Origin of the sequence: Tautonia sociabilis, assembly GCF_003977685.1 — a bacterium.
GTDB classification, from domain to species: Bacteria; Planctomycetota; Planctomycetia; order Isosphaerales; family Isosphaeraceae; genus Tautonia; species Tautonia sociabilis.
Genome location: NZ_RYZH01000036.1, coordinates 13,455 through 39,637, shown reverse-complemented (window position 1 = coordinate 39,637; position 26,183 = coordinate 13,455). Strand labels below are relative to the sequence as shown.

Annotated in this window: 14 protein-coding genes; 9 read left to right on the top strand and 5 right to left on the bottom strand. The window is 71.1% G+C overall.

Annotation, left to right across the window (positions count from 1 at the left end):
• Positions 1-82 precede the first annotated feature (82 nt).
• The 3 genes from TsocGM_RS17595 to TsocGM_RS17585 all read left to right on the top strand — a co-directional run bounded on the left by TsocGM_RS17595 (position 83) and on the right by TsocGM_RS17585 (position 5,778).
• A complete protein-coding gene (locus TsocGM_RS17595) occupies positions 83-817 on the top strand; it encodes a Bax inhibitor-1/YccA family protein (protein ID WP_126726771.1) in 735 nt (244 codons plus the stop codon).
• Positions 818-947: 130 nt separating this feature from the next.
• Entirely contained in the window at positions 948-4,310 is a 3,363-nt protein-coding gene (locus TsocGM_RS17590) for a PSD1 and planctomycete cytochrome C domain-containing protein (protein ID WP_126726770.1), read from the top strand.
• A 37-nt stretch (positions 4,311-4,347) separates the two neighbouring features.
• Positions 4,348-5,778, top strand: a complete 1,431-nt coding sequence (locus TsocGM_RS17585) for a DUF1501 domain-containing protein (RefSeq protein WP_233578998.1) — start codon at positions 4,348-4,350, stop codon at positions 5,776-5,778.
• A 19-nt stretch (positions 5,779-5,797) separates the two neighbouring features.
• On the opposite strand, the gene TsocGM_RS17580 is transcribed toward TsocGM_RS17585, so the two are convergent.
• Positions 5,798-7,264: a sulfatase gene (locus tag TsocGM_RS17580; protein ID WP_158633612.1), complete on the bottom strand. Its 1,467-nt coding sequence runs from the start codon at positions 7,262-7,264 to the stop codon at positions 5,798-5,800.
• A 194-nt stretch (positions 7,265-7,458) separates the two neighbouring features.
• On the opposite strand from TsocGM_RS17580, the gene TsocGM_RS17575 reads away from it, so the two are divergent.
• Positions 7,459-8,607: an alpha/beta hydrolase family protein gene (locus tag TsocGM_RS17575; protein ID WP_126726768.1), complete on the top strand. Its 1,149-nt coding sequence runs from the start codon at positions 7,459-7,461 to the stop codon at positions 8,605-8,607.
• 12 nt (positions 8,608-8,619) lie between these two features.
• On the opposite strand, the gene TsocGM_RS17570 is transcribed toward TsocGM_RS17575, so the two are convergent.
• Positions 8,620-10,443, bottom strand: a complete 1,824-nt coding sequence (locus TsocGM_RS17570; RefSeq protein ID WP_233578996.1) for a hypothetical protein — start codon at positions 10,441-10,443, stop codon at positions 8,620-8,622.
• Positions 10,444-11,048: 605 nt separating this feature from the next.
• On the opposite strand from TsocGM_RS17570, the gene TsocGM_RS17565 reads away from it, so the two are divergent.
• The gene (locus tag TsocGM_RS17565; RefSeq protein WP_126726767.1) at positions 11,049-12,740 is read left to right on the top strand and encodes a serine/threonine-protein kinase; all 1,692 of its coding nucleotides are present in this window, start codon (positions 11,049-11,051) and stop codon (positions 12,738-12,740) included.
• A 78-nt stretch (positions 12,741-12,818) separates the two neighbouring features.
• Positions 12,819-14,516, top strand: a complete 1,698-nt coding sequence (locus TsocGM_RS17560; protein WP_126726766.1) for a SpoIIE family protein phosphatase — start codon at positions 12,819-12,821, stop codon at positions 14,514-14,516.
• Between the two features lie 291 nt (positions 14,517-14,807).
• Here the strand turns inward: TsocGM_RS17560 and msrA are convergent, their stop codons facing one another.
• On the bottom strand, positions 14,808-15,527 hold the full coding sequence (msrA, locus tag TsocGM_RS17555; RefSeq protein WP_126726765.1) for a peptide-methionine (S)-S-oxide reductase MsrA: 720 nt from the start codon (positions 15,525-15,527) through the stop codon (positions 14,808-14,810).
• Between the two features lie 393 nt (positions 15,528-15,920).
• Here msrA and TsocGM_RS17550 point away from each other — a divergent pair, with 393 nt between their 5' ends.
• Complete coding sequence (locus TsocGM_RS17550; RefSeq protein WP_158633611.1) at positions 15,921-17,375, top strand: glycosyltransferase family 39 protein; 1,455 nt, start codon at positions 15,921-15,923, stop codon at positions 17,373-17,375.
• 25 nt (positions 17,376-17,400) lie between these two features.
• Here TsocGM_RS17550 and TsocGM_RS17545 read toward each other — a convergent pair whose 3' ends face one another.
• Positions 17,401-21,135 (bottom strand): HEAT repeat domain-containing protein, encoded by a 3,735-nt coding sequence (locus TsocGM_RS17545; RefSeq protein WP_126726763.1) that lies wholly within the window; start codon positions 21,133-21,135, stop codon positions 17,401-17,403.
• A 270-nt stretch (positions 21,136-21,405) separates the two neighbouring features.
• On the opposite strand from TsocGM_RS17545, the gene TsocGM_RS17540 reads away from it, so the two are divergent.
• Positions 21,406-23,775 (top strand): hypothetical protein, encoded by a 2,370-nt coding sequence (locus tag TsocGM_RS17540; RefSeq protein ID WP_126726762.1) that lies wholly within the window; start codon positions 21,406-21,408, stop codon positions 23,773-23,775.
• 64 nt (positions 23,776-23,839) lie between these two features.
• Entirely contained in the window at positions 23,840-24,154 is a 315-nt protein-coding gene (locus TsocGM_RS17535) for a hypothetical protein (protein ID WP_126726761.1), read from the top strand.
• A 180-nt stretch (positions 24,155-24,334) separates the two neighbouring features.
• Here the strand turns inward: TsocGM_RS17535 and TsocGM_RS17530 are convergent, their stop codons facing one another.
• Entirely contained in the window at positions 24,335-25,858 is a 1,524-nt protein-coding gene (locus tag TsocGM_RS17530; protein ID WP_233578995.1) for a serine/threonine-protein kinase, read from the bottom strand.
• Between the last annotated feature and the right edge of the window lie 325 nt (positions 25,859-26,183).

The following is a 26,183-nucleotide window of genomic DNA, read 5'->3' as shown; positions in this document are numbered from 1 at the left end:
AACCATCACAATAACCCGCGACCAGGCGATGTGTGCTCGTGCGCCATCCGCCCCAACGCGAGCACTCGGAGGGTTGATCACGGTGGAGACGACCAATCCCGTCTTCTCGGACACGATCTTCGGCGACTGGGCCCGCGAGCAGTCCCGAGCCAACGCGATGACGGTCCAGGGGACCGCCTCGAAGTGCTTCCTGCTCCTGGCGATTCTGACGGGCGTGGCCGCCTACGTCTGGGGCTTGGGGCAGTCGGGCGCGAATGTCACCCCGTGGATCATTGGCGGCGCGATCGGCGGCCTGGTGCTCGCCCTGATCACCTGCTTCGCCATGAAGTGGGCCGCGGTGACCGCCCCATTCTACGCCGCGGCCGAGGGGGCATTTCTCGGCGGCATCTCCTGGTACTTCAATGAGATGTATCCGGGCATCGCCTTCAACGCGATGGCCCTGACCCTGACCGTGCTGCTGGTGATGCTCTCGCTGTACTCCTCGCGGATCATCCCGGTGACGGACAAGCTCCGCACGGGGATCGTGGCCGCCACCGGGGCGATCTTCCTGACCTACCTGATCAGCTGGCTCGTCTCCTTCTTCGGCGTCTCGGTGCCGATGATCCACGGCTCGGGGACCATCGGTATCGTCTTCAGCCTGGTCGTCGTGGGCGTGGCGGCGTTCAACCTGATGCTCGATTTCGACTTCATCGAACGCGGCGCCCAGGCCGGCGCCCCGAAGGCGATGGAGTGGTACGGCGCCTTCGGGCTGCTGGTCACGCTGGTCTGGCTGTACATCAGCATCCTGCGGCTGCTCTCCAAGCTCCAGCGAGAGTAATTGTTCCACGATCGGAGCGATCCGGCTTCGGATCCAAAGCGGTGGTGGCCTCTCTTCGAGGCTCACCGCCCGCCGTCGTCCTGAGCTCGATTCGGACCTGGCCCGATGGATCGGAGCGTCGCCTCCCGCCATGAGACGTTCTTCCGCCTGGATCGCGATCGTCCTGCTCCTCCCGGCTCCACTGGCTCGGGGGGACGGAGTGGAGGAGCGTTCAGCCGAGGACTTTTTCGAGACGACGATCCGGCCCCTGCTGGTCGATCGCTGCCAGTCGTGCCACGGGAGGGACGACCCCGAGGGCGGATTGGCCCTGACCTCCCGCGAGGCGATCCTCTCCGGGGGGGACAGCGGCCCGGCCGCCGTGGCGGGATCGCCGGGCGAGAGTTTTCTCGTCGAGGTCATCGGGTATGAGTCCGAGCCGAGGATGCCGCCGAAGGGCCGGCTCTCGGATGCGGAGATCGCCGCGCTGAGCCGGTGGATCGAGCTGGGGCTCCCCTGGCCGGGGTCCGAAGGGGCCTCCGGGACCCCCGCTCCGCCGGGGGCCGAGGAGTCGATCGGTCGGACCTCGGCCGACCACTGGGCCTTCCAGCCGGTTCGAAGAGTCAACCCGCCGGAGGTCGAGGATTGGGGCCGAGGCCGCTCGCCGATCGACCGCTTCGTGATCGCCCTCCTGGAGGAGAACGGCCTGGGCCTCGCGCCGGAGGCGGATCGGCGAACGTTGATCCGCCGCCTGAGCCTGGACCTGACCGGCTTGCCGCCGAGCCCGGAGGAGGTCGAGGCGTTCCTTGACGACGAATCGCCGGAGGCCTACGAGCGGCTGGTCGACCGCCTGATCGCCTCGCCGCACTTCGGCGAACAGTGGGCGCGCCACTGGCTCGACGTGGCCAGGTACTCCGACACCAAGGGCTACGTCTACGGCCGGGAGGAGTCGGCATGGGTTCATGCGAAGTCCTATCGGGACTGGGTCGTCCGCGCGCTGAACGAGGACCTGCCCTACGATCGCTTCCTCCTGCTCCAGGTTGCCGCCGACCGGGCCGCCGAGGACCCCCGCGACCTGGCCGCGATGGGCTTCCTCACGATCGGGCGGCGGTTCCTGGGAGTGGCGCACGACATCATCGACGACCGGATCGACGTCGTGACGCGGGGGATGCTCGGCCTGACGGTCGCCTGCGCGCGGTGCCACGATCATAAATATGACCCGATCCCGACGGCCGACTATTACGCCCTCTACGGCGTCTTCCGCAACAGCGCCGAGAGCCTTGTGCCGGCGTTCTCCGAAGAGGGTGCGAGCGATCCGGAGGACTCCGAGTTCGAGACCGGCCTCCGCGATCGGCAGGCCAAGCTCGCCGAGGCCCTCGCCGCGAAGCGCGCCGAGGCGGCGGCTCGGGCGAGAGACCGGGTGGCCGACTACCTGCGGGCCCAGTTCTCGCTCGCCGACTACCCCGACGAGGCGTTCAGCCAGATCCTGACCGCCGACGACCTGATTCCCGCCTCGGTCCACCGCTGGAAGGAGGCCCTCTGGCGAGCCGGCGAGCGGGGCGACCCGGTCTTCCTGCCCTGGGTCGAATTCTCCCGCATCCCACCGGCCGAGTTCGCCGACCGGGCCGCGGAAGTGAGCCGGTCCCTGGCGTCGGCCGCTCCGGGAGCGGTCAATCCGATCGTCGCCCAGGCGTTCTCGGATCCGCCCTCGGATCGGGACGAGGTGGCCGATCGCTACGGCGAGGTCTTCCGGCAGATCGCCCAGGAGTGGGAACGGCTCGTCGAGGAGGCCGAAGCCGGGGGGAAGCCGGCCCCCGAGGCCTTGCCCGATCCCGACGCCGAGGCGATCCGCCTCGTGCTGTTCGGCCCCTCCTCCCCCTGCGAGGTGCCGGATGAGCCGCTGGTGAACATCGAGTTTTTCTTCCCCACGGCGACGACGGTCGAGCTGTGGCGGCTTCAGGGAGAGGTCGACCGTTGGCTGATCCGATCGCCGGAGGCGCCGCCGTTTGCGGGGGTCCTGGTCGATCGGGAGACGATGAGCGAGCCCCGCGTCTTCCGGCGCGGCAACCCGGCCAACCCGGGAGAGGTCGTCCCCAGGAGGTTCCTCCAGGCGCTGGACGGCCCCGAGGCCGAGCCGTTCCAGATCGGCAGCGGCCGGCTGGAACTGGCTCGGAAGATCGTCGCCCCGGAGAACCCGCTGACGGCCCGGGTGGCGGTCAACCGCGTCTGGATGCACCTGTTCGGCGAGGGGCTGGTCCGTACCCCCGGCGACTTCGGCACCCGGGCCGAGCCGCCGAGCCATCCCGGACTGCTCGACTGGCTGGCCTCTCGGTTCGTCGAGGAGGGGTGGAGCCTCAAGTGGCTGATCCGGGAGATCGTCTCGTCGTCGGTCTATCGCCAGTCGTCGGGCGGCCCGAGCGATCCGGCCGCATTCGACCTGGCGCGGCGCATCGACCCGGAGAACCGCCTGCTCTGGCGGAAAACGGCCCACCGGCTCACCTTCGAGGAACTGCGCGACGCGCTGCTGGCGGCCTCGGGGGAGCTCGATCGGCGGATCGGAGGGTCGGCCGAGCCGATGTTCGAGCGGCCGTTCCCAACGCGGCGCTCGCTCTACGGCCGGGTCGACCGCCAGGATCTGCCGACCGTCCTCCGGGTCTTCGACTTCGCCAACCCCGACCTGCTCGTCCCCGAGCGGGCCGAAACCACGGTCCCGCAGCAGGCCCTGTTCTTCCTGAACCACCCGTTCGTGCTGGGGAGGGCTCAGGCGCTCGCGAGCCGGGAGGAGGTCGCGACGGCGGGAACACCGGAGGAGGCGGTGCGGCGGCTCTCTCGCCGGACCTTGCTCCGGGATCCGACCCCGGCGCAGCTCGACGCCGCGCTGGCGTTCGTCCGAGCCGCCGAGGCCGAGCCGATCGCCGGCCCCCCGCCGACGGCCGGGGCCTGGCGGTACGGTTTCGGCCAGTTCGATGAGGAGACCGGAACCGTCTCCGGGTTCCGCCCGCTGCCGTACTTCTCCGGAGAGGGTTGGCAAGGGGGCCCATCCTGGCCCGACCCGGCCCTCGGGTGGGTCCGCCTGACCGCCGAGGGCGGCCATCCAGGCAACGATCGGGACCATGCCGCCGTCCGGCGTTGGATCGCCCCTCGGGACGCGACGATCCAGATCCGATCGACCCTGATCCACGAGGTGGCCCAGGGGGACGGTATCCGAGGCTTCCTGGCCGGGGATCGGCTTGGCCTGATCCAATCGGCCGAGGTGCACGATGGCAGGGCCGGGTTCGACGTCGAGGCGCTGGACGTTCGGGCGGGCGACGCGATCGACTTCGTCGTCGACGTCCGGGATACGCTCAACAGCGACCAGTTCCTCTGGGCCCCGGTGATCTCAGAGGTCGGCCCCGCCGGGGCGATGACCTGGGATGCCCGGACCGACTTCGTCGGCGAGGAGCCCCCACGGCTCGGACCGTGGGAGCAACTGGCCCAGGTCCTGCTGATGTCCACGGAATTTTCCTATGTCGACTGACGGACACATCGTTCGTCGGCCTCCCGGGGAGGCTGCCATGGGACGTCCGCTCGCGACTCGACCGCCGATGACCCGCCGAGAGCTGCTCTCGCGGTCGGGGCTCGGCCTGGGAGCGCTCGCGACGCTGGGCGTGCTGGCCGACGCCGGAGATCTCGCCGCCGCCCCCTCCCCGGCCGCTGGCGGTGGCCTGGAGCCGAGGACCCCGCACTTCCCGGGACGGGCGAAGCGAGTCATCCACATCTTCCTCAACGGCGGCCCGTCTCACGTCGACACTTTCGACCCCAAGCCGATGCTGGCGAAATACGCCGGCCAGCCCCTGCCGGAGACCCCGCTCACCGAGCGGAAGACCGGCGCCGCCTTCCCCTCGCCGTTCCGGTTCCGCCGCTACGGCGAGAGCGGCATCGAGGTCAGCGAGCTGTTCGCCGAGACGGCCCGGCATATCGACGACATCGCCGTCATTCGGTCGATGTACGCCCAGGTGCCGAACCACGAACCGTCGCTCATGCTCATGAATTGCGGCGACTCCGTGAGGCCGAGGCCAAGCGTCGGCGCCTGGGTCCTCTACGGCCTGGGAACCGAGAACCAGAACCTCCCCGGCTTCATCGCCCTCTGCCCCGGCGGCTACCCGATCAAGGGGGTCGAGAACTGGCAGGCTGGCTTCCTGCCCGGGGCGTACCAGGGAACCTATATCGACTCGAAGCACGAGCGCATCGACCGGATGATCGAGAACATCGACCATCCCCAGGCGAGCACCGACGCCCAGCGCCGGCAGCTCGACCTGCTGGCGACGCTCGGCGCCGACCACCGCGAGGCGATCCGAGACGACCGGCTCGACGCCCGCATCCAGTCGTTCGAGCTGGCCTTCCGCATGCAGGTCGAGGCGTCCGAGGCGTTCGACCTCGCTCGAGAGCCGGCGCACGTGCGGGCGCTCTACGGTGAGGGGATCCACGGGAGGCAGACGCTGATCGCCCGCCGCCTGGTCGAACGCGGGGTCCGCTACGTCCAGCTCTGGCACGGCGCGGGACAGCCCTGGGACAACCACGACAACATCGAGGCCAACCACCGCCGCCTCGCCGCCGAGATCGACCGCCCGATCGCCGCGCTGCTGACCGACCTGAAGGCCCGAGGCCTGCTGGAGGACACACTCGTCCTCTGGGGGGGGGAATTCGGCCGCACGCCGAGCGTCGAGCTGTCGGCCGACGGCAAGTCGTTGCTCGGCCGCGATCACAACCACTACGGCTTCAGCGTCTGGATGGCCGGGGGAGGCATCAAGGGCGGCACGGTCTTCGGCGCCACCGACGACTTCGGCTTCCGCGCCGAGCGCGACCCGGTGAGCGTGCACGACCTGCACGCCACGATGCTCCACCTGCTGGGCTTCAACCACGAGCGGCTCACCTACCGCTATGCCGGCCGCGACTTCCGCCTGACCGACGTCCACGGCCGCGTCTTGCGCGAGCTTCTCGCCTGACGACAGGGGCGTCGGACGTTCACTCCGGTGAGCGGGCGAACGCCGGGTTCGGCTCGGGCATCTGGGCGTCGACCTCCCGTCGCCAGTCTCGAAGACGGCGGCGGAGCGAGGCCACGAGATCCGGGCAGTCCTCGGCCCGGTCGTGCCGCTCCGAGGGGTCGGAGGCGAGGTCGTACAGCTCGACGCGGCCGTCCTCGAAGTATTCCAGCAGCTTCCAGTCCCCCGATCGGATCGCCCCCACCGGGGTCGTCGTCGGGTAGTAGTGCGGGAAGTGCCAGAAGAGGGCGTCGTGGCCGTCCCAGGCCGTGTCGGACGGGCCGTCGAGGAGCGGGGCGAGACTGCGGCCGTCTCCCCGATCGGCCCGGACGGGATCGTCGGGAACCCCGGCCAGGTCGAGGATCGTCGGGAACAGGTCCATGACCGTGACCGGCTCCTCGACGACAGTCCCGGCCCCGGCGCCTTCGGGCGAGCGGACGATCAAGGGGACGCGGATCCCCCCCTCGTAGAGCGAGCCCTTGCCCGATCGGAGCGGGGCGTTCGAGGTGACGACCTCGCCTCGGTATTCGTTGATGTAGCCGCCGTTGTCGGACAGAAAAATGAGGATGGTTTCGTCGAGCGTCCCCAGCCGCTCGAGGCCGTCGAGGAGCCGGCCGACGTTGTGGTCGAGGATGTCCACCATCGCGGCGTAGGTCGGGTTGCGGTGGCGGTGCTCGGCTGACAGCCGGGCGCGATAGCGGTCGACCACCTCCGGCCTGGCCTCGATGGGAGTGTGGACGGCGTGATACCAGAGGTTGAGGTAAACGGGGCGGTCGCCGGCCCGCGCGATGATCCGAAGAGCCTCGTCGGTGAGGCGGTCGGTCAGGTACTCGCCGGGAGCCCCCCATTCCAGGTCGGGGACGTATCGGTATTCGTCGCTGTTCGACCACAGGCCTCGGTACGGGAAGAAGAAGGTGGGAGGCGCCCCCCAGAAGGTGCCGCCGACGTTGACGTCGAAGCCCTGCGTCTCGGGGTAGTGGCTCGCGGCGCCGAGGTGCCACTTGCCGACGTGGGCGGTCAGGTAGCCGGCGTCCCGGAGGGCCTCGGCCAGGGTCCGCTCCGAGTGGGGAAGGTCGGCGACCGTGGCCGGGGGGATCAGCGGCCGGTCGCGTTGCGATCGCCGGGCCTGCTCGTACCAGACGGTCATGTGCAGGCGGGCCGGGTGAGTGCCGGTGAGCAGCGCGGCCCGGGTCGGCGAGCAGACCGGGGCCGCGTAGGCCGAGGTGAACCGGACGCCCTCCCGGGCCATCGCGTCGATCCGGGGCGTCTCGTGCAGGTCGGCGCCAAAGCAGGCCAGGTCGGACCACCCCAGGTCGTCGGCGAGGATGAGGACGACGTTCGGCGGCCGGTCCCGGGAAGCGGGCCGTCCGGGCTCGGCCGCACTCGCGGGGTGGGCCGCCGAGAGGCCAAGCAGGGTCCAGAACGTCGCGAGCGATCGGATCGATCTCATGACGTCTCTCCGGAGGGCGGCCCGCCGATCCTTCCCGAGGCCGAGCGTAACCACGATCCGGACGACGGGCAACCGCCGACCGTGGGGATTCGATCGGTCGGGGAGCGCCTCCGGCCTTGTCTCGGGGTATAACCGACCGGGAGTATTCGACCGGGTCGCCTCACCCTCGTACCGCTCGCACCAGGAGCCCCGCCGTGGAGCCGAACATGTTGGGGGCCTATGGCCCCTGGGCCGCCTCGCTGATCGGCGAGGGGCCGGCCCGACTCTCATTCCGGAACCCGAGGTTCGCCCCGGAAGGACTCGATGCCTGGCGTCGAGAGGCCCGGCAGCGAACGGCCGACCTGATGCTCGAGCCCGACGCCGGCGGGATCCCCCACGCCGAGGTCCAGCATCAGTTCGAGTACGACGGGCTGGAGGTCGAGCACCTCCGCTGGCAGCTCCCCTACGGCCCGACGACCGAGGCGGTCGTGCTCAAGCCCCTCGGCGCGAGCGGCCGGCTGCCGGCCGTGCTGGCGCTCCACGACCACGGCGGGAACAAGTCTTTCGGCTGGCGGAAGGTCGCCCAGATCAGCGACGATCTGCACCCGATCATGCGAGATCACCGCGACGAGTACTACGGCGGCGTGAGCTGGGCCAACGAACTGGCTCGCCGCGGCTATCTCGTCCTGGTGCACGACGCCTTCGCCTTCGCCAGCCGCCGGATCCGCCTGGCCGACGTGCCGGCCCGGATCCGGGACGGCCTGGAGGAGGTCGAGCCCGAATCGGTCGAGGAGGTTCGGGCCTACAACCGATTCGCCTCGGGTCATGAGCATATCGTTTCCAAGAGCCTCTTCTGCGCCGGCACCACCTGGCCGGGGGTCTTCCTGGCCGAGGACCGAAAGGCGCTGGACTACCTGAGTTCCCGGCCCGACGTCGACCCCGACCGGATCGGCTGCGGCGGGCTCTCCGGCGGCGGCCTGCGGACCTGCTACCTGGCCGGCACCGACGACCGGATCTCCTGCGCCTGCTGCGTGGGCATGATGAGCACTTGGCGTGACTATCTGTTGAACAAAACGTTCACTCACACCTGGATGATCTACGTTCCCGGTTTGCCGAACGACCTCGACTATCCCGAGGTCCTTGGCTTGCGCGTGCCCCGGCCGACGCTCGTGCAGTACGATGAGGAGGACTTCCTCTTCACCCTTCCCGAGATGCGACGGGCCGATTCCATGCTCGGCGAGGTCTTCGCCAAGGCCGGGGCGGAGGACCGCTATCGGGGGACCTTCTACCCCGGCCCGCACAAGTTCGACCTCCCGATGCAGGCCGAGGCGTTCTCCTGGTTCGACCGCTGGCTCAAGGGCTGACCGAGAGCCGGGTCAGGGGAGGTCCCAGGGGAACCGGAGGGTCGGCGGCCCGGCGTAGCGGTCCATCGCGATCTCCAGCCGGGCGCCGCAGCCGGGAGAGAGCCGGACGGTGGCGGTTCGGCCGTCGACCGGCGTGGTTTCCTCGCCGATCCGGATCGAGCGAAGGCGGTGCTCGCCGAACGCGCCGCCCTGGATCGAGACGGTGTGGTCCCGGGTCGGGTCGAGGTTCACCAGGGTGACGGACACGGAGTCGGCCGTCATGGCGTCCACCAGGGCGGCCACGTCGGGAGGCAGGCCGGCGCGGCGGCGCTCGGGGTCGAAGTAGCGCAGCCGGGCGTGGAGGATGGGCCGGTTGTTGCCGGTCGGGAGGCCGCCGAGCATCAACTCGGTGAGGGAGCCGATGGCGACCGGGTCGCGGGCGAGGACGTCGTCGGAGAGCCGGGTGTCGGGGGTCGTCGGGTCGTCGGCGATCTCCTGGACGGCGCGGCGAACCGCGTCCAGGTCGGCGCGCAGGGCGGAGCAGGGGTAGTCGGGGGAGAGGCCGTCGAGGTAGTCGAGCCAGCCGGAGCCGGGCACCCGATCGCGGTCGGCCGGGTCCATCGACCAGTAGTAGACTTCCAGGGCTCCGCTGCGGTACGGGTTCGGGACGAAGGCGTACCAGCCGTCGTCGCCGTGCATGGTGGGATACATCGCGACCCCGTCGATGACGCGGCGCTGGGCCTCCATCGCCTCGATCATGCCGCGCCAGGCGTCGACGTAGCGGCGGTCGCCGCTCAGGAGCAGGGCGTTGCCGAAGCCGACCAGGCCGAGGGCGTGGGTATTGCGGTGGGCGATCGCGCCGGTCTGGGGGACCTCGACGCTGAAGGCCCAGCCGTAGACGCCGCCGTACCACCGGCCGCCGTCTCCTCCTCCGATCGTGCCGTCGAGGCCGACGTTCGAGGGGATGATGCCGCCGTTGGCCGCCATGCGGTCCACCCAGGCGTCGACGTACTCGAGGACCCAGTCGCGGTACCGTTGCTCCCCCGAGAGGGCGAAGGCGTTCAGGCCGAGCGAGGTGCTGGCGAGGTTCTGGGGATGGTCGCCGATGATGTTGGTATAGTCCTTGAAGTGCGCGAGCATCTCCTCGTAGCTGCGCTCGCCGTGCCGGAGGGCGAAGCGCCCCTCGACCTCGATCGGGTCGCCGGCCCAGTCCAGCGCGGTGGCCGGGCGGAGCAGGGGGCCTCGGCTGCCGTTGAGCAGGCTTCGGATGACCTTGTGCTCGGGGTCGTAGTTCGGGGCGGTGGGGTCCTCGCCAGTGTAGAAGCCCGCGAAGCGGAGCGATCGGCGGATCAGGTCGGGGTCGTTCGGGTCGGAGAGCCCCTGGAGGAAGAACGGGCGGAGCCCCTCGGTGTGGTGCAGCCAGTCGAACTGGGTGGGGAACTCTCGGTAGTACATCCCGTCTCGGCCGAGGGGGACCTCGGTGGTTCGGGCCAGGGAGAACTGGCGGAGGTGCCCCTCCCAGGCGAGCTTCTCCAGCGCGAGCACGCGATCCGAGGCCCCCAGGGCGTGGAGGAGCGGCCAGTCGCCGAAGCTCTCGCTCGCGTCGTCGGGGCCGTCGTCGCCCCCCCAGCGCTCCACGCAGAGGGCGAAGCCGCGGTCGTCGAAGTAGCGGTCGAAGAACTGTTCGACGGCGTCCTCGTTGGCTCGCAGCAGGGCCCGCTCCAGCAAGCCCCACTCGGGGGGAGGCATCGGCGTTTCGACTCGGATCGGTTCGGCGGCGTCCGCCATTCGATCGGCCAGCGCGGCGACGAGCAGGGCCGAGGCGAGCCCGGCCACGCGGAATCGGCGATCGATCATGATCAACGTTCCCGAGGTTCGCGGTCGAGGGAGGCGACCGGGACCGTCCCCGCCGCCGGGGTCGCGCGGGCGTCGGTCAGCTGCGCGTCTGTCTCGCCGTTCTATCAGGGGACCGGGGATCGATCCACTCTCCGGATCGACGATGATGCGTCGGCGGGTCGGGGCGATCTCGGAAGGGAACGGCCGGGGAGTCGTCTGCCCCTCCGGCCGGTCCCGGGCCAATCGGCCCCTCGCGCCCCTGTGGCCGGGTTCGATCGGCCCTCTTGAGGAGGCCGGGGCTTGACTCGCCGGGGGAGAGCGGGGCAGGGGGGGCGTTCCCCTCTCCCCAGACGATCGAGTTCGGCGGCGGTGGCGGGGGCCTTGAAGCCGAGACGGTTGCCGTCGAGGCGAGGCGGTCGGGGGGCCGGCCGTCGCCGGCCGGGATCCCGGACCCGGATGCAACCGGACGCCTCCAGGCGCCGGCCGGGGGCCGGGGAGCCGGGGAGCCGGGGATCGGTGGCGCCTTTGATGTTTGCAGCCGGGCCGGACCGGCACTACACTGGTCAGGGGCGCGGCGCCGGCCGGGGCGAGGGGCCCGGACCGTCTCGGAGGAGTCCCGACGGATTATGAGCAGCGGGGACACGACCGCCGGATGGCAGGGCGACGCCTCCTCGGGTGCCGTCGGGGCCGTGCGCGACCTGACTGGTCAGCTCATCGGCGGCGACTTCCTCGTCGAGCGGATGCTCGGCCGGGGAGGGATGGGAGAGGTCTACCTCGCTCGGCAGCAGTCGCTCAACCGCCCGGTGGCGCTGAAGGTCCTCAAGCCCGAGCTGGCCGCCAACCCCACCTACCTGAGCCGGTTTGAGGTCGAGGCGACCGCCGTCGCCCGGCTCAACCACCCGAACATCGTGCAGGTCTTCACGCTGGGGCGCCATGGCGACCTGCGGTTCATCGCCATGGAGTACGTGCACGGGACCAACCTGCGCGACTACCTGACGCGGAAGGGAACCCTCCCCCTTCCCCTGGCGATGACGATCATGAGGCAGACCTGCCAGGCCATGATCGCCGCCGGGGAGATCGGGCTGATCCACCGGGACATCAAGCCCGAGAACCTGCTGCTGACACGCAAGGGGCAGGTCAAGGTGGCGGATTTCGGCCTCTGCCGCGAGCAGGGGGCCGATACGATGCATCTCACCCAGGAGGGGATCACCCTCGGCACGCCGATGTACATGAGCCCCGAGCAGGTCCGGGGCAAGGAGTTGGATCACCGCAGCGACCTCTACTCGATGGGGGTCACCTTCTACCAGTTGCTCGCCGGGGTGCCCCCCTTCAAGGCCGACTCTCCGGTGGCGATGGCGCTGAAGCACCTGCAGGAGAGCCCGATCGACCTGTCGGTCCACCGCCCCGACCTGCCCCCGGAGCTCTGCCGGCTGGTCATGACGCTGATGGCCAAGAAGCCGGAGGACCGCTACCAGTCGGCCCGGGAGGTCGACCGCGAGCTGGCCCGGCTGAAGGGGATCGTTACGGCGACCCAGGCGGTCCCGTCGTTTCCCGAGGCCCCCGCGCCCGAAGGGCCGGCGCCGGCCCTCCGCCGCCGGGTCGGCCGGGCGGTGGTCGCCCGGGCCGGGGCGCTGCTGGGGGGGGCGACCCTGAACGGCTGGAGCCTGGCGGCCCTCGCGGGCCTGGGGCTGCTGGCTGGGGCGGGCCTGGGATGGTCGGACCGGCCGGGGAATCTCATGGGCGGAGGCCCCCCGTCGGGGCCGGCGGCCCTCTGGATGGCGCCGGGATGGTCGGAGATCCCGAGGCAATCGACGGCCCGGGACCAGCTCCGTTACGCCCAGCTCGTCGCCCGCCCTGCCTCTCGGCCGGCGGCCCTGCTGGCGGTGCCTGGGTATTTCGGCGAGCAGTCCGACGCGGCGTCCCTGGCCTACACGCACCTGGCCCGCGTGCTCTTTGACCGCCTCGACGCCGACGGGCTCTCCGGCCTGGCCGACTCGCTGGAGGCCTCCCCCGGCGGAGCCGCCGACGCCCGCACTCGCCTGGTCGACCTCTGCCGGGCCGCCGCCGCCGCCCTGGAGAACCGCCCCGAGGACGCCTTTCTGCACCTGACCGCCCGGCCTCCGGACTATCTCGAACCCGCCCAGGCCGAACTGGCCCTGGAGATCGTCGAGTGGGCCCGCGGCGGCGCAGACGCCGAAGGGCAGGACTCGCGCTGGCTCAAGGTCCGGGAGGATCTCTTCCAGGCGCTCCGGGTGGTCACCCTCGATCCCGCTGATCGCCTCGAGGCTGGCCGCCTCGGCCCCCTCTCCCGGCCCTGACCCGCCCGGCCGACCACGGCGCTCCCCACTCGCACCGCAACGCTTCGCGAACGCAACGGTTATCGGAGTCTTCCCGCGATGCCTTTCCTCCGGAGAGAGAACGGCGAGCAGCGCGGCCAGTGCATCGAGCTCAAGGGGGACGCCTTCCTCATCGGCCGGGCCCCGGATTGCAGCCTGGTGCTCGACCCCCAGGGCGTCAGCCGCCGCCACGCCCAGATCGGCCGCGACGCGGGGCAGTTCTACCTCGAGGATCTCGGCTCCCGGAACACGACGAAGCTCAACAACCAGACCGTTCCCCCCTGGCAGCGCCTGCCGCTGAAGCCGGGGGACCGGATCAACATCTGCGACGTCGAGTTCGTCTACCTCACCCGGCTGGCCGCTCCCGACTCCGACGCCTCGGATGTGATCGTCACCGACCACGTCGAGGAATCGACGCTGCACACCCTGGACGCCTCGACCACCCGGGTCCTCGGCTCCGGCGTGCCGCCGGAGCGGAAGCTCGCGGCGGTGCTGGACATTACCCGCAACCTCTCCAGCGCCGTGCAGATCGACGCCGTCGCCCCCAAGGTGCTCGACACCCTCTTCGAGATCTTCCCCTCGGCCGAGCGTGCCTTCCTCGTGCTGAAGGACCCCCAGACCGACCGGCTCGTCCGCAAGGCGTTCAAGCATCGCCAGTCTCGCAGCCGGCCGCCGCTGGGCGCGCTGGCCGCCGCCGCCAAAGACGACGAGCCGCCGATGAACATCAGCCGGTCGATCGTCAACCACGTGCTCGAGCGCAAGCAGGCCGTGCTCAGCCAAGACGCCGGCAACGACGCCAACCTCCCCGTGACCGCCTCGATCGCCGACCTGAAGATCCGATCCGTCATGTGCGCCCCGCTGATGACCCCCGACGGCCAGGCCCTGGGGATCATCCAGCTCGACACCACCTCCGCCCGGCAGTTCCAGCAGGAGGACCTCGACCTGCTGGTCGCCATCGCCTGCCAGTCGGCCATCAGCATCCAGAACGCCCGGATGTATGAGGATCTGCTCCACCAGGAGCGCGTTCGCCGCGATCTGAGGCTGGCCGAGCAGGTCCAGCGCAGCTTCCTGCCCGAGTCGGTCCCCAAGGTCCCCGGCTACAAGTTCTTCGCCTACTACCACGCCGCCTACAACGTCGGCGGCGACTACTACGACTTCGTCCCGCTGCCCGGCGACCGCATCGGCATCGCCCTGGCCGACGTCTCCGGCAAGGGGATCCCCGCGGCCCTGATGATGGCCAAGTTCTCCGGCAACACGCGGTATTGCATCCTCACCGAGCCCTCTCCCGCCCGAGCGGTCGGCGTGCTCAACGACCAGCTCTGCGAGGCCGGTCTGGAGGAGCGGTTCATCACCCTGAGCCTTGGTCTGCTTGATCTCCCCTCCGGCCTGCTGACCATCGCCTCGGCCGGGCACCCGCCACTGCTGATCCGGCGGGCCGGCGGCAAGGTCGAGGAGGTCGGGGCCGACATCTCCGGCTTCCCCCTGGGCATCATCCCCGGCTTCGAGTATCAGGAACGCGCCGTCCAGCTCGAGCCGGGAGACGTGGTCGTCGTCTACTCCGACGGCATCACCGACGCCACCAGCCCCTCGGGGGAGCTCTACCACAACGCCGAGCAGCCTCGCCTTCCTCGACGTCTGGCCGAGCTCTCGGGCGACCCCGAGTCCGTCGGCCGCGCCATCCTCCAGGAGATCCGCGAGTTCTCCAGCGGCGAGTCCCAGGCCGATGACATGACCATCATCTGCTTCGGCCGCGTCTGATCCCGGGATGCCCCGGCTCTCTCCGCCGGGGCCTCGGCGACGGCTCGCGCTCCCCCTCGACGACCGACCTCGAACTCCTGGCCGAGGGTTCCAGATACTGTCCGGGCGGGAGGCCGGCGGCCTCCTCGACCCGGCTGTCGTCGATCCCGAGCAGCAGCACCCGACCCAGACGAGCCGGCCACCCTCGTGCTCGGGGCAGAACCGGAGGATCGCCCGGAAGGGGAATGGCCCCCGATGTCGGAGCCGACACGCCCCCCGCCACCTCGGCCCAAGGGTCCGTCATCGAAGCATTTACTTCATCTTGTCTCGGAAGACGTTGCTGAACTTCTGGAGCTTGGGGATGATCTGGAACTGGCAGTAGGCGGCGTCGGGATGCTTGCGGAAGTAGTCCTGGTGGTAGGGCTCGGCCGGGAAGAAGGCCTGGAAGGGAACGACCTGGGTGACGACCGGCTTGCGGAAGACCTTGGCCTCGTTGAGCTTGGTTTTCAGCTCCTGAGCGATCCGCAACTGCTCCTCGTCGTGGGCGAGGATAATGGAGCGGTACTGGGTGCCGATGTCGGGCCCCTGTCGGTTCAGGGTGGTCGGGTCGTGGGTCTTCCAGAAGATCTCGAGCAGCTCGGTGTAGCTGATGATCGAGGGGTCGTAGGTGATCTGGACGACTTCGGCGTGGCCGGTCAGGCCGGAGCAGACCTGTTCGTAGGAGGGGAAGGGGACTCGGCCTCCGGAGTAGCCGGAGACGACGTCGTGGACCCCCTTGACCATCTCGAAGACGGCCTCGGTGCACCAGAAGCAGCCGCCGCCGAAGGTGGCGAGCCTGGGCTCGGGGGAGACGGGGGGCTTCGGTTCGGGGGTCGGCTCCTGCTCGGGCTCCACGGCGGGCTCCTCAGTCGGTCGGTCGGCCGGGCGATCCCCCTGTTCCTGAGGGGGAGGGGAGGGGGCGGGCTCCTGGGCCGGGGCGGGGGACGCCCCCGCGATCGCCAGCAGTAGGGCGGTCGAACATGCGATCGTCATCGTCTCGGGCTCCCGGGGTTCCGGGGCCGGTCGACGGCCGGGCGACTCGGCCCGGGTCGGGGACGGCCCCCGGCGGCTCTGGTTTATTGTAGGCGTCCGAATCCCGATTCCCAGACGATGATCCGCCCTGGGGCGTGCCGGGCGGTGGCCTCGGGATCGGCCCCGGGCCGGGCGGATCCGGTCGGCGGACGAGGTCGAACCCGCCTCCGACGGCTCCTCCCCGGCCGGCAAGCCGCCCGTTGGGCCCCCCGTCCGAGAGGACGGCCTGGCCGGGGAGGGACGCTGCTGGTGCCGTCCCGAGCCGGCACCAACCCTGGTAGAATCGCTCGGTCCAAGCGTCGCGAGGGAGGGCCGGGGATGGACCATTCGGGATCGAGGCGGTTGAGGCGGCGCATGGGACCTCCGCTGCTCATCGCGGCGGTGATGGCGGTCGGGGCGGCCGGGAACACCGGGTTCGACGAGCCCCCCCGGTTCGACGGCGCCGGCTACGCCATGCTCGCCCGGTCGCTGCTCGACGGCCGGGGATACCGGAGCATCGACCAGCCCGACGCCCCCCCTCACGTTCACTTTCCCCCCGGATACCCGGCCGTGCTGGCGGCGGCCTGGGCGGTGGTGGGCAGGTCGGCGGCGGCGGCGCATGCGCTCTCGATCGCCTGCACGACCGGGGCGGCGGTGGCGGCCTGGCGGTGGTTCCGGGGGCTGTTCCCGGCCCGGGTGGCCACGCTCCTCGGCCTGGCCCTGGCCATGAACTGGACCTGGCATCGGGTGGGGGGGGAGATCCAGTCGGAGCCGCTCTACATGCTCTGCCAGCAGCTCGCCCTGCTGGCCGCCCTGGCGGCGTCGGGCAAGGGGGGGGCGAGCCGGGGGGCTCGCCTCGGCGCTTGGCTCGGGGCGATGATGCTGACGAGGTTGATCGGCGCCGCGGTCGCCGTGGCGGTCGGCCTGGAGCTGATGATCCGGAGACGGTGGGGGGCGCTGGCGGCGTCGGTGGCGGTCGCCTCGGTCGTCTTCTCCCCCTGGGCTTGGCGGCTGGCGACCGGCCAGGGGAGGACGCACCTGAGCTACTTCCCCGAGGGCTCCCTGCCCTCCGTGATCGCCGGGAACGCCTGGTTCTACGTCCTGAGGGTGCCGGACGCGCTGACCGGCCCGTTCGTCGAGGTCGGCACGGTCTTCTCGCCCCGGGCCTATCCGGTGGCGGCGATCGTCGCGGTGGCGGCGAGCCTGATCGTGGCTCGGGGTCTGTTTCTCTCGCTCAGGGCTCCTCGCCGGAGGGCGGCGGGGCTGGTTGTCGTCTGCAACCTGGCGCTGCTGCTCTCCTGGCCGTACACCGAGGCGGGCCGGTTCCTGGTGCCCCTGGTGCCGGCGCTGCTGGTCGTCGCGGCCGAGGGGGGCGCAGACCTGGCCCGTCTCCTGGGCCGGAGGCGTCCGCTCTCCTGGGTCTCGGCCCTGTTGCTGGCCGCGGCGATGCCGTACTCGGTCTATGCCGTCGTCACCGACCGCGCCGGGGCCGAGCGCAGGCTGCAGCAGCCGGTCGACGCCGCGCTCGACTGGATTGCCCGATCCGGCGACCTCCCTGGGCCGATCATGACTGCCTACCCCGCCGAGGCCTTCTGGTTCACCGATCGCCCCGGAGTCGTTCCCCCCGCCGGGGGGCCAGACGCCATCGCCCGGGAGATCGACCGCCTTGGTGTCGCCTACCTCGTCCTCGCCGAGGGCCGGTTCGCCCGAGCCGAGAGCGACCCCCTCTCCCGATTCGTGGCCGAGCGGCCCGATCGGGTGCGGCTTGCCTGGCAGAGCGTCTCCGGATCGGTGGCGGTCTTCGAGGTGGTCGACCACCCGACTCGATGATCCCCGTGGGGGATCGATCGCCCGCTCAGGGTTCACCCGCCGGAGCGGTCAGCGTGCCGAGATAGGCGATCAGATCCGCGAACTCCTCCGGGCAGAGCGCTTCGGCCAGGCCGCCGGGCATGATGGAGGTCTGACCGACTCGGCGCTCCTCGATGCGGGCCTTGGGCAGCCGGATGAGGTTCGCCTCGGCGTCGGCGAGGACGAGCTCGTCGGCCGTCTCCTCCCGGACGAGGCCGGTGAGCACGCGGCCGTCGTCGGTGGCGACGAGCACCGGCTGATACCCGGTGGCGATTCGCTGGGAGGGCTCGAGGACCGACCGGATCAGCTCGGCTCGATCGTACTTCGACGCCAGGCCGGTCAGGTCCGGGCCGATGTCGGCCGTTCCCTTGCCGTCGGCGGCGTGGCACTTGGCGCAGCCGACGCCGTCGGCGGCGAAGAAGATGGCCTCGCCCCGAGCCGGATCCCCCTCGTGAGCGAGGGCGAAGGACCGCAACGCCTCGATCCCCTCCCCGGCCGGCGGCGAGGCCAGCAGCCTCTGGCCCGGTTCGGAGACTTGCACGCTGAAGGACCAGGTGCCGATCCCCTGGCGGACGCGCATCACCAGGCGGTTCGAGCCGGCCTTCAGGAGGACTCGAACGCGGTCGCTGTCCGGGGCATACGGGCGGCCGGCGTACTCGGAGAAGGCGTGGATCTGCTCGCCGTTGAGCTCGGCGATCAGCGATCCGCTGGAGCCGAACAGGAGCAGGGCCTCCCGGTCGGTCGGCGACGGGATCTCGGCGAACGCGAAGGCGGCCAGATCCGGAGAACTCGTCTCGTCGTAGCCGAAGCCGCCGAGGTCGCCGCGGCCCCCCTTGAAGTCGTCGATCACCACGCGGCCGGTTCGCGGGTCTCCCCGACGCTCCTGCCAGGAGATCGGCCGGCCCTCGACGCCGGAATGGGTCCGGGAGAAGTCGATCGACGGCTCTCCCAGGAACACTCGGGCCGTCGTCCGGGCGAACGGGCCGATGACTCGCCAGTCGACGATCGGTCGGAATCGGGTCAGGAGCCGCTCCAGCGAGGCCGCCTCCGGCGCGGTCAGGTCGCTCGCGCTCGCCCGAGCTTCCAACTGGGGGCGGACGCGGTCTCGGATCGCCAGCAGGGCCGACTCGGCCGATCGCCTCAGTCCGGCGTCGCGGTCGCCCAGGGCCTCCAGGTACACCGGCAAGGCGTCGGGATCCGGCAACGCGGCCAGGGCTCGGACGGTCGCGGAGCGAACCGTTGGGTCGACGTCGGCCGACCGGGCGATGGCGACGAGGCTCGGCACCGCCGGTCGGTGCCCCAGCGCCGCGACGGCGGCGATGGCGGCCACTCGGGCGGTCGGATCCGGGTCATCCAGCCGAGAGGCGACCCGGGCCTTGAGGTGCTCCGGCAGGCCCTCGACCGCGGCGAGGGCCCCGAGCGCGGCGATGCGGATGGCCGGCGCCTCGCGGTCGAGGAAGCTCGCCAGGTCGTTCGGCGGCAGGGCTCGAGACGAGGCCAGGGGCGGCAGGGCGCGGGCGACCAGCTCCGGGGGGGCGTCGGGGTCGAACGTGAGGCCGAAGAGGGCCTTCAGCGCGTCGGGGCCGGGCATGTTCCCCAGCGCGTCGACGGCGGCGGCACGGGCGACCATCGGCGTCTGGGAGTCGGTGGCGAGGCGGGCGAGGGAGGGGACGGCGGCCACATCGACCTGGTCGCCGAGGATCAGGGCGAGGGCCCGAAGGTTCTCGCCATCGGCCTCGCGATCGAGCCGGGCGCGGAGGTACGGCCCAACGGTCGGCCCCGCCGGACGGAGGCCGACGATGGCCCGGCCGCGAACGGTCGCATCGGGATCGTCGAGCGCCTTGATCAAGCCAATGAGGGCCAGCCGCATCCCCTCCCGGTCCCAGGGCTCGGTCTTCCGCGGCATGGCCCCGGCCAGCGGGTTGGTGCCGAACCACTCGCCGTCCCACTCGGGATAGGCCAGGAGGATCCCGGCCAGGTTGCCGACGACCTCGGCCCTTGCCCCGGCGTCATCGAGCGCCGAGACCGCGTTCGCCAGCGCGTCGGCGACGGGCACGGCCCACGCCTCGTCGGTGAGCTTCAGCGCCTCGGCCCGACGGCCGGGATCGGTCAGGGCGGCCAGGAGCAGGTCGGCGTCCCAGGCGTCGAGGGTCCGGATGGCCTGTCGGATCGACCAGGCCACGGTCGGATCCGGGTCGCCAAGCGAGGCCATCAGCGCCGGCGCCGAGGCCGGGTCGCCGAGCAGGCCGAGGGCGATGCTCGCCTCACGCCGGACGACGGGATCCGGATCGTCGAGAAGCCGCTCCAGGGTCGGCCTCGCCCCTGAATCCTTGCGGAGCCCGGCCCGTTTCGCCGCCTGGGAGCGGACGATCGGATCGGCGTCGGCCAGCGCCTTCCGCAGCGCGGCGGTCGCCTCGGGGGAGCCGATCGCATCGAGCGCCCAGATCGCGTGCAGGCGCCCTTGCGTCCCTCGGGAGGCGTCTCCCAGAAGATCGACCAGCGGGCCGACCGCACTGGCCCCTCTGCCGGCCAGCGCTCGCTGGGCCCGGAGCCTGACCTCGTGGTTCGGGTGGTCCAGGGCGGCGATGCCGAGCGTCTCGGGCTCGGCCGCGGCGGCCACCGCATCGGGGCCGTCGTACCACAAGCGGTAGAGCCTCCCGGTCTGGGCTCCCGAGAGCAGCCAGTTGCCGATCCCCCAGTCGACGAGGTACAGCGACGCGCCGTCGGCCGACGGCGCGATCGAGAAGGGCCGAAAGTCGGGCACTTCCCCGGCGGTCACGAACGGCTCGCGGCGGGCCATGCGGAAGGTGGCGCCGTTCGGGGAAACCTCGACGCGGAAGACGGTCTGGAGGCCCCAGTCGCAGAGGAACAGATTCCCGAGATATCGCCCGGGCAAGCCGTCTCCCTTGGAGATCATTCCCTGCGTCCCCGACCCGCCGATCTGGCCCGAGACGATCGGCAGGCAGCGCTCCGGGCGCAGGAGGAACTCGTAGGGGTAGCCGTAGTGGCCTCCCACGATGTGGTGGGTCAGGCTGTTGGGCCACTTCTTGCTGTCGTCGTCGTTGCCATAGGTGAAGATCTCGTCGGTGGCGGTGAGCATGGCCGAGAGCGGGTTGCGCTCTCCGGTGGAGACGACCTGCAGGTCCGAGCCGTCGGGGCGCACCCGGATGACGCCGCCTCCCTTGAGCTGGATCGTCTCCCCGTCGGTGCCGACGGCTCGGGGGATCCCCTTGTCTCCCACCGCGATGTAGAGGAAACCGTCCATCCCCAGCTCCATGCCCGAGGGGACGTGGTCGTTCAGCCCGCTGAAGCCCGGTTTCTCGGGGCCGAGGCCGGTGACGAGGTCCCGTCGCTCGTCCGCCCGGCCGTCGCCGTCGGTGTCCCGGAAGGCGGAGAGGAACGGCGCGTGGACGACATACAACGTGTCCTCGATCCACTCCAGCCCCATGACCGCCCAGAGGCCGGAGGCGAAGGTGGTGATCGTCCCGTCCGGCCGAAGGGAGACGACCGAGTCGATCGGCTCGGTCGGCGGGCCGGGCATGTCCATCGGGTCCTGCCCGAGGTAGATGGTCCCGTCCGGAGCGGCGACGATCGCCGTCGGGTAGAGGATCTCCGGCGCCTCGGCGACGAGTTCGACCCTCCACCCCTCGGGCACGGCCGGCAGCGGGGCGTCGGCGGCGCCGGCGATCGGGGAGAGTGCGAGGAGGGCGATCGCGGGCATCGAGAGCGAGGGACGTCGCATGCGCAGGGCCCCCGGGCCATTGGTCGACGGAAGGCGAGGACGGGCCGGGATCTTACCCGCGAGGTGGGAGATCGACAACGGAATCCAAATCCCGGGGACCGAGGGCCCGAGGCCCGATCTCCCTCCTCTTCCCAATCCGCTTCGGGTCTGCAAGAGGTCCGATCACCGGTCGAACTCGCCTTGATCGATCGCGACAACCGCCCTAGGCTGGTCCTGTCTTCCAGGCCAGAGGATCGGTACCTCGAACGCACCGGGCACGGAGGCTCGGCGATGACACCGCGGCGCGAACTGGCGATCTTCGGCGCGGCCCTGGCCGTGGCGATCGCGGTGCCGCTCGGGCCGGCGCTGATCGGCCATCGGGTGCTGAGCCCATCGGATCTGGCGTACGTTCAGCGCAGCTTCGACCGGCCCGGCGAGCCGTCGGGGTACGCCTTCGAGCCGGCCAACCGGCTGCTGACGGACCCCATGCTCCAGTTCGAGCCCTGGATCGAGTTCAACCGGGCGATGTTCCGCCAGGGGCGGTTGCCCCTGTGGAACGGCAAGGTCGGCTGCGGGGCGCCGCACCTGGCGAACGGCCAGAGTGCCCCCTTCGATCCGTTCCTGCTGATCGCCTACCTCGGCCCCATGCCGGGCGCCCTGGCCTGGGTCGCCGCGGCGAGGCTCTGGGTGGCCGGCCTCGGGATGTTCGTGCTGGCCCGGGCCTGGGGGCTCGGCCCGTGGGGGAGGTGGTTCGCCGGGCTCTGCTACCCGGGCTGCGGGTTCATGACCCTCTGGCTGCTCTATCCGCTGGCGAGCGTCGCCGCGTGGCTCCCCTGGCTGCTGGCGGCCTCGGCCCGGCTGGTCGAGCGCGGGAGCCGCCGCGCGATGGCCGCGGTGGCGGCCTTCGCGGCGGCGATGCTGCTGGGGGGGCACGTCCAGACGGCCGCCCACGGGTTTCTGCTGGCCTCGGTCGGCGTCGCGTTTCAGGTCGCCTCTGTCCGAGGGAGCAAGGGGGCGCTGGCCCGATGGGCCGCGGCGATGACGCTCGGGGTGGCGACCGCCGCGGTGGCGGTTGTCCCGCTGGGTGTCTATCTCTCCCGGAGCCCGGTCTGGCGGGACCGGGGAGAGGAGATGGGGCCGCCCTGGGAGCTCTCCAGGCCCCGGCTGCTGGAGGCGGCCTGCACGGCGGTGCCCGACCTGTTCGGCGGCCAGCGGCGCGGGCAGCCGAACCTGGCGAAGGCGATCGGCGTGGACAACGTGAATGAGTCCGCCGGCGGGTTCGCCGGCCTGGCGACCCTGATCTGGCTGGCCCCGGTCGGCCTGGCGGTCGGCCGGGGGCGAACGGTCTCGTTCCTCGCGACGGCCGCCGCGATCGGGGCGCTGGCCAGCGCGAAGCTCCCGCCGGCGGACACGATCCTCCGCCTGCTGCCGGTGCTCGACGTGACCGACCACCGCCGCATGGCGCTCTGGGTCGCCTTCGGCCTGGTCGGCCTGGGGGCGATCGGCCTGGACCGCCTGCACCGCTGGGAGCCGGGCCGTCGGTGGCGGGCCTGGGTGGCGTGCTGGGCCGTCGGGGCGGCGGCCTTCGCGGCGGCCTCGGCGGCGCTGCCAACCTTCGAGGAGATGATCCGGGATCGGGCCCTGGCCCATTACGAGGCCGCCTCGGCCCGATCGGACGACCTCTCGGCGGCCGACGCGGCGGCCCTGGCCGATCGGCAGGTGCGGAACCTCGTCGAATCGCACCCCGGGGCGCTGCTGCGGACCTCGACCATCCTGGCGGGCCTGGCGGCGCTGGCTTCCTGGGCGATCGGCCGGCCTCGGGGACGCCGGTCGGCCGCCTTCCGGGCGCTGGTGCTCTCGGTGGTGCTGGCGGACCTGGCCTCCGCCCACCGGGGGGCCTTTCCGATGATCGACCGGGACGACTACCGGCCGGCCGGCCCGGTGATCGAGCACCTCAGGCGGGAGGCCTCGCCGCCGGCTCGCATTCTCGCGGTGGGGGCGGAGCTGCCACCGAATATGCTCATGCGTTACGGTCTGGCCGACGTGAGGAATTACGACGCGATCGAACTGATCGGCATGGCCGAATGGCTCGACCCGCTGTTCGAGGAGGGCGGCGCCCGGTCGAGCCGGCGCGAGGTCACCTGGGAGGGGGTCGCCCGCGCCCGGGATCGCCTGGAGGCGAGCCGGGTCTCGGCGGTCGTCGGGGCGTCGCCGCCTCCCGTCGGGCTGTTCGACCGAGTGGTCCGGGTCGGGTCGGTGTGGGTCGGCCACTGGGAGCTTCCGCCGGCCCAGGCGACGATCGTCGAGGACCGGGACGGCCGGGTGGTCGCGGAGATCCGCCGGGGAGAGCTTCCATCGGTCGGATCGAAGAGCGATCGTATCATGATTCCGATTGCCTTCGTCCCCGGGTGGCGGGCGCGGTGCGACCTCGGGCCGCTGGAGGTTTCGGCGGGGTCGGGGCCGTTCCTGTGGGTCCGGGTCCCGGCTGGGGGCGGGCGCATCGAATTGACGTATGACCCCCTGGAGGTCCGGATGGCGATGGGGGTCTCACTGATCGGGATGGCCATCCTCGGAGTGCTCGCAACCGGCCCGAAAGACGCTGAAAAAGGGCGCGAAGCCACTTGGACCGGTTCCGAGCTTGGGGTTAAAATCGATTTCTAAGATCCCCGGGGGTGTCTCCGCTCGGCAGGGACACGGCCCCCCAAGTCCGAAGGACGAGACGCTGATGGTCCACTTCACGTGTGATCTGTGCGGCAAGGATCTGGGCGCGGGAGAGCCGCGCTTCGTCGTCAAGATCGCGGCCTATCCGGGCTTCGACCCCGACCAGATCACGGAAGACGACCTCGACGAGGACCACATGGAGGCCGTTGCCGAAGTCCTTCGCAGCGAGCAGAACCAGGGGACGGGCTCCTCCCAGGAGGAGGGCTACCGGGGGTTCCGCTACGACCTCTGCCCGTCGTGCCACCAGAAGTTCTTGAAGGATCCGCTCGGGAAGGACCTGATCCGATCGTTCGACCTGAGCGACTTCAGCAACAACTGACCCGGTCGATCGATTCGGAGTGATGGGCGGGCCCCGCGCCGGGCGCTCTCCTCCAGAGAGCCGACCCCGGCGCCCCGGGAGGACTGCCTGGCGGCCGATCGGGCGGCTTCCGAATCTCTGACGGCCAGGGCTCGGCCGGATTGGCTGTCGTGCCGGTCCGTGCGGTAGGAGCCCCGGGCGTTATCGGGCGACCAGCAGGATGACGTTCGAGACGAGGGCCAGCCCCAGCAGGATCGCCAGCACGGCGATCACGTTGTTCCGGGCGTTGACGACCCCGGCCAGCTCGATCCGCTCCTCCTCAGACAGGCCGACGCCGCCGGGCCCGTCGTCATCGAACTCGTCCTCGTCGTCCGGGTCGGCCTCGGCGAGCTTGGCGAGGGTATCGGCCTTCTGCTCGGCGATGACGGGGCGCTTGCCTTCGATCAGCGCCTTCAGGTCGATGATCAGGTCGCCCGGGTCGCGGTAGCGGTTCTCCCGGTTGCGGGCCATCATCGTCTCGACGACCTCGCCCAGGCCGCTGGAGAGTCGGGTGTTGAGGTGATCGGGCGGGGTGAGGGTGATGGACTTGTCGACGTGCTTCTTCATCACCTCGGTCGGGTCGTCGCCGGGGAAGGGGGGACGGCCGGTGACCATGTGATAGAAGGTGGCGCCGAGGCTGTAGATGTCGCTGCGGATGTCGACGTCGGTGGCCCCCCGGACCTGCTCCGGGCTGATGTAGTACGGCGTGCCGATGGCCATACCGGCCTCGGCGACGGCCTGCTTCTCGTCGGCCGTGAGGCGGGCGAGGCCGAGGTCGGCGAGCTTGACGTTTCCCTCCTTGGTAAGAATGATGTTCTCGGGCTTGATGTCGCGGTGGATCAGCCCGCGCTCGTGGGCGTGCTTCATCGCCTCGGCCACGGCGAGGACGATCCGCAGGGCCTCGGGCTCGTCGTAGATCTTCCCCGTCTCCAGTTCGTCCTTGATCGTCCTTCCCTCGACGAACTCCATGACGAAGTATTGCAGGCCGTTGACCTCGCCGGCGTCGATCGCGTTGACGATGTTCGGGTGGTTGAGCTTCGCGGCGATGGTCGCCTCGCGCTGGAAGCGGCGGACGAACTCCTTGTTCTGGGCGAGCACGTCGAGCAGGACCTTCACGGCGACGATGCGGTCGACGCTCGTCTGCCGGGCGCGGTAGACGATGCCCATCGAGCCCTTGCCCAGGCGGTCGAGGATCTGGTAGCCGGGGATCTCGGTCTTGCGCTGCTGGGTCTCCTTGCCGACCTCCTTGATCAGGCGCTGGGCCTGGCCGGGGGTGAGGGCCTTGGCGGCGACCATGATCTCGAGCAGGCCCTTGGGCGCCTCTTTGCCCGAGGAGGCCAGCCGGGCGCGGTGGGCCTTGCACGCCTCCAGTTCCTCGGGAGTGACCAACCCCCGGCGGATGATCGTCTGCTCCAGGGTCTTTTCGGTCATCCCCGAGAGGCTGGCGTCGGCGGCTCGCGGCGAGACGCCCGGCTTGGCCCCGGAGGAGCCGGCCGCGGCCGGGGGTTTGGCTCCCCCGCCGCCGTTGGCCGGGCTCGGCTTCCGGGCGTTCCCCGCCGACGGGGCCGAGGGGGCGGCCGACGCCTTGGCCGCATCGGGAGCCGGCGCGGGGGTGGCCGGAGCCGGCGTCGTCGGGGCGGCCTCGGTCGGGCTCGGGCTCTTACCTTCGGCGGGGGGGGGGGCCATATGCATCATCCCGGTCGGCGACTCGATTCGATTCGGCTCGGCTCGGCTCGGCTCGATTCGGTTCGGACGTGCTCGATACGGTGCGGAGGGGGAGAATGGCCGGACGCGGACGGCCCGGACGGCGGCGAGGGGGGCCGGGCGTCGAACGAAGCCGGCGTATTTCGTAGGATAAGGGGCCCCTACGTATTGTCAACGGTCGTCCCGGGCCCGGGGGGCGGGACGAGACGGGCGCCTCCGGCCGATCCCGGGGGGGCCGTCCGCGAGGCGAGGCGCGTCGGTTTCGATGTGCACCCTCTCTTGTACGGCCCGCCGGCAAGCCGGGTGA

Coding starts and splice junctions, on each gene's coding strand:
- TsocGM_RS17590 (WP_126726770.1), top strand. CDS start 948: ATGAGACGTTCTTCCGCCTGGATCGCGATCGTCCTGCTCCTCCCGGCT.
- TsocGM_RS17585 (WP_233578998.1), top strand. CDS start 4,348: ATGGGACGTCCGCTCGCGACTCGACCGCCGATGACCCGCCGAGAGCTG.
- TsocGM_RS17580 (WP_158633612.1), bottom strand. CDS start 7,264: ATGAGATCGATCCGATCGCTCGCGACGTTCTGGACCCTGCTTGGCCTC.
- TsocGM_RS17570 (WP_233578996.1), bottom strand. CDS start 10,443: ATGATCGATCGCCGATTCCGCGTGGCCGGGCTCGCCTCGGCCCTGCTC.
- TsocGM_RS17565 (WP_126726767.1), top strand. CDS start 11,049: ATGAGCAGCGGGGACACGACCGCCGGATGGCAGGGCGACGCCTCCTCG.
- TsocGM_RS17560 (WP_126726766.1), top strand. CDS start 12,819: ATGCCTTTCCTCCGGAGAGAGAACGGCGAGCAGCGCGGCCAGTGCATC.
- msrA (WP_126726765.1), bottom strand. CDS start 15,527: ATGACGATCGCATGTTCGACCGCCCTACTGCTGGCGATCGCGGGGGCG.
- TsocGM_RS17550 (WP_158633611.1), top strand. CDS start 15,921: ATGGGACCTCCGCTGCTCATCGCGGCGGTGATGGCGGTCGGGGCGGCC.
- TsocGM_RS17545 (WP_126726763.1), bottom strand. CDS start 21,135: ATGCGACGTCCCTCGCTCTCGATGCCCGCGATCGCCCTCCTCGCACTC.
- TsocGM_RS17540 (WP_126726762.1), top strand. CDS start 21,406: ATGACACCGCGGCGCGAACTGGCGATCTTCGGCGCGGCCCTGGCCGTG.
- TsocGM_RS17535 (WP_126726761.1), top strand. CDS start 23,840: ATGGTCCACTTCACGTGTGATCTGTGCGGCAAGGATCTGGGCGCGGGA.
- TsocGM_RS17530 (WP_233578995.1), bottom strand. CDS start 25,858: ATGGCCCCCCCCCCCGCCGAAGGTAAGAGCCCGAGCCCGACCGAGGCC.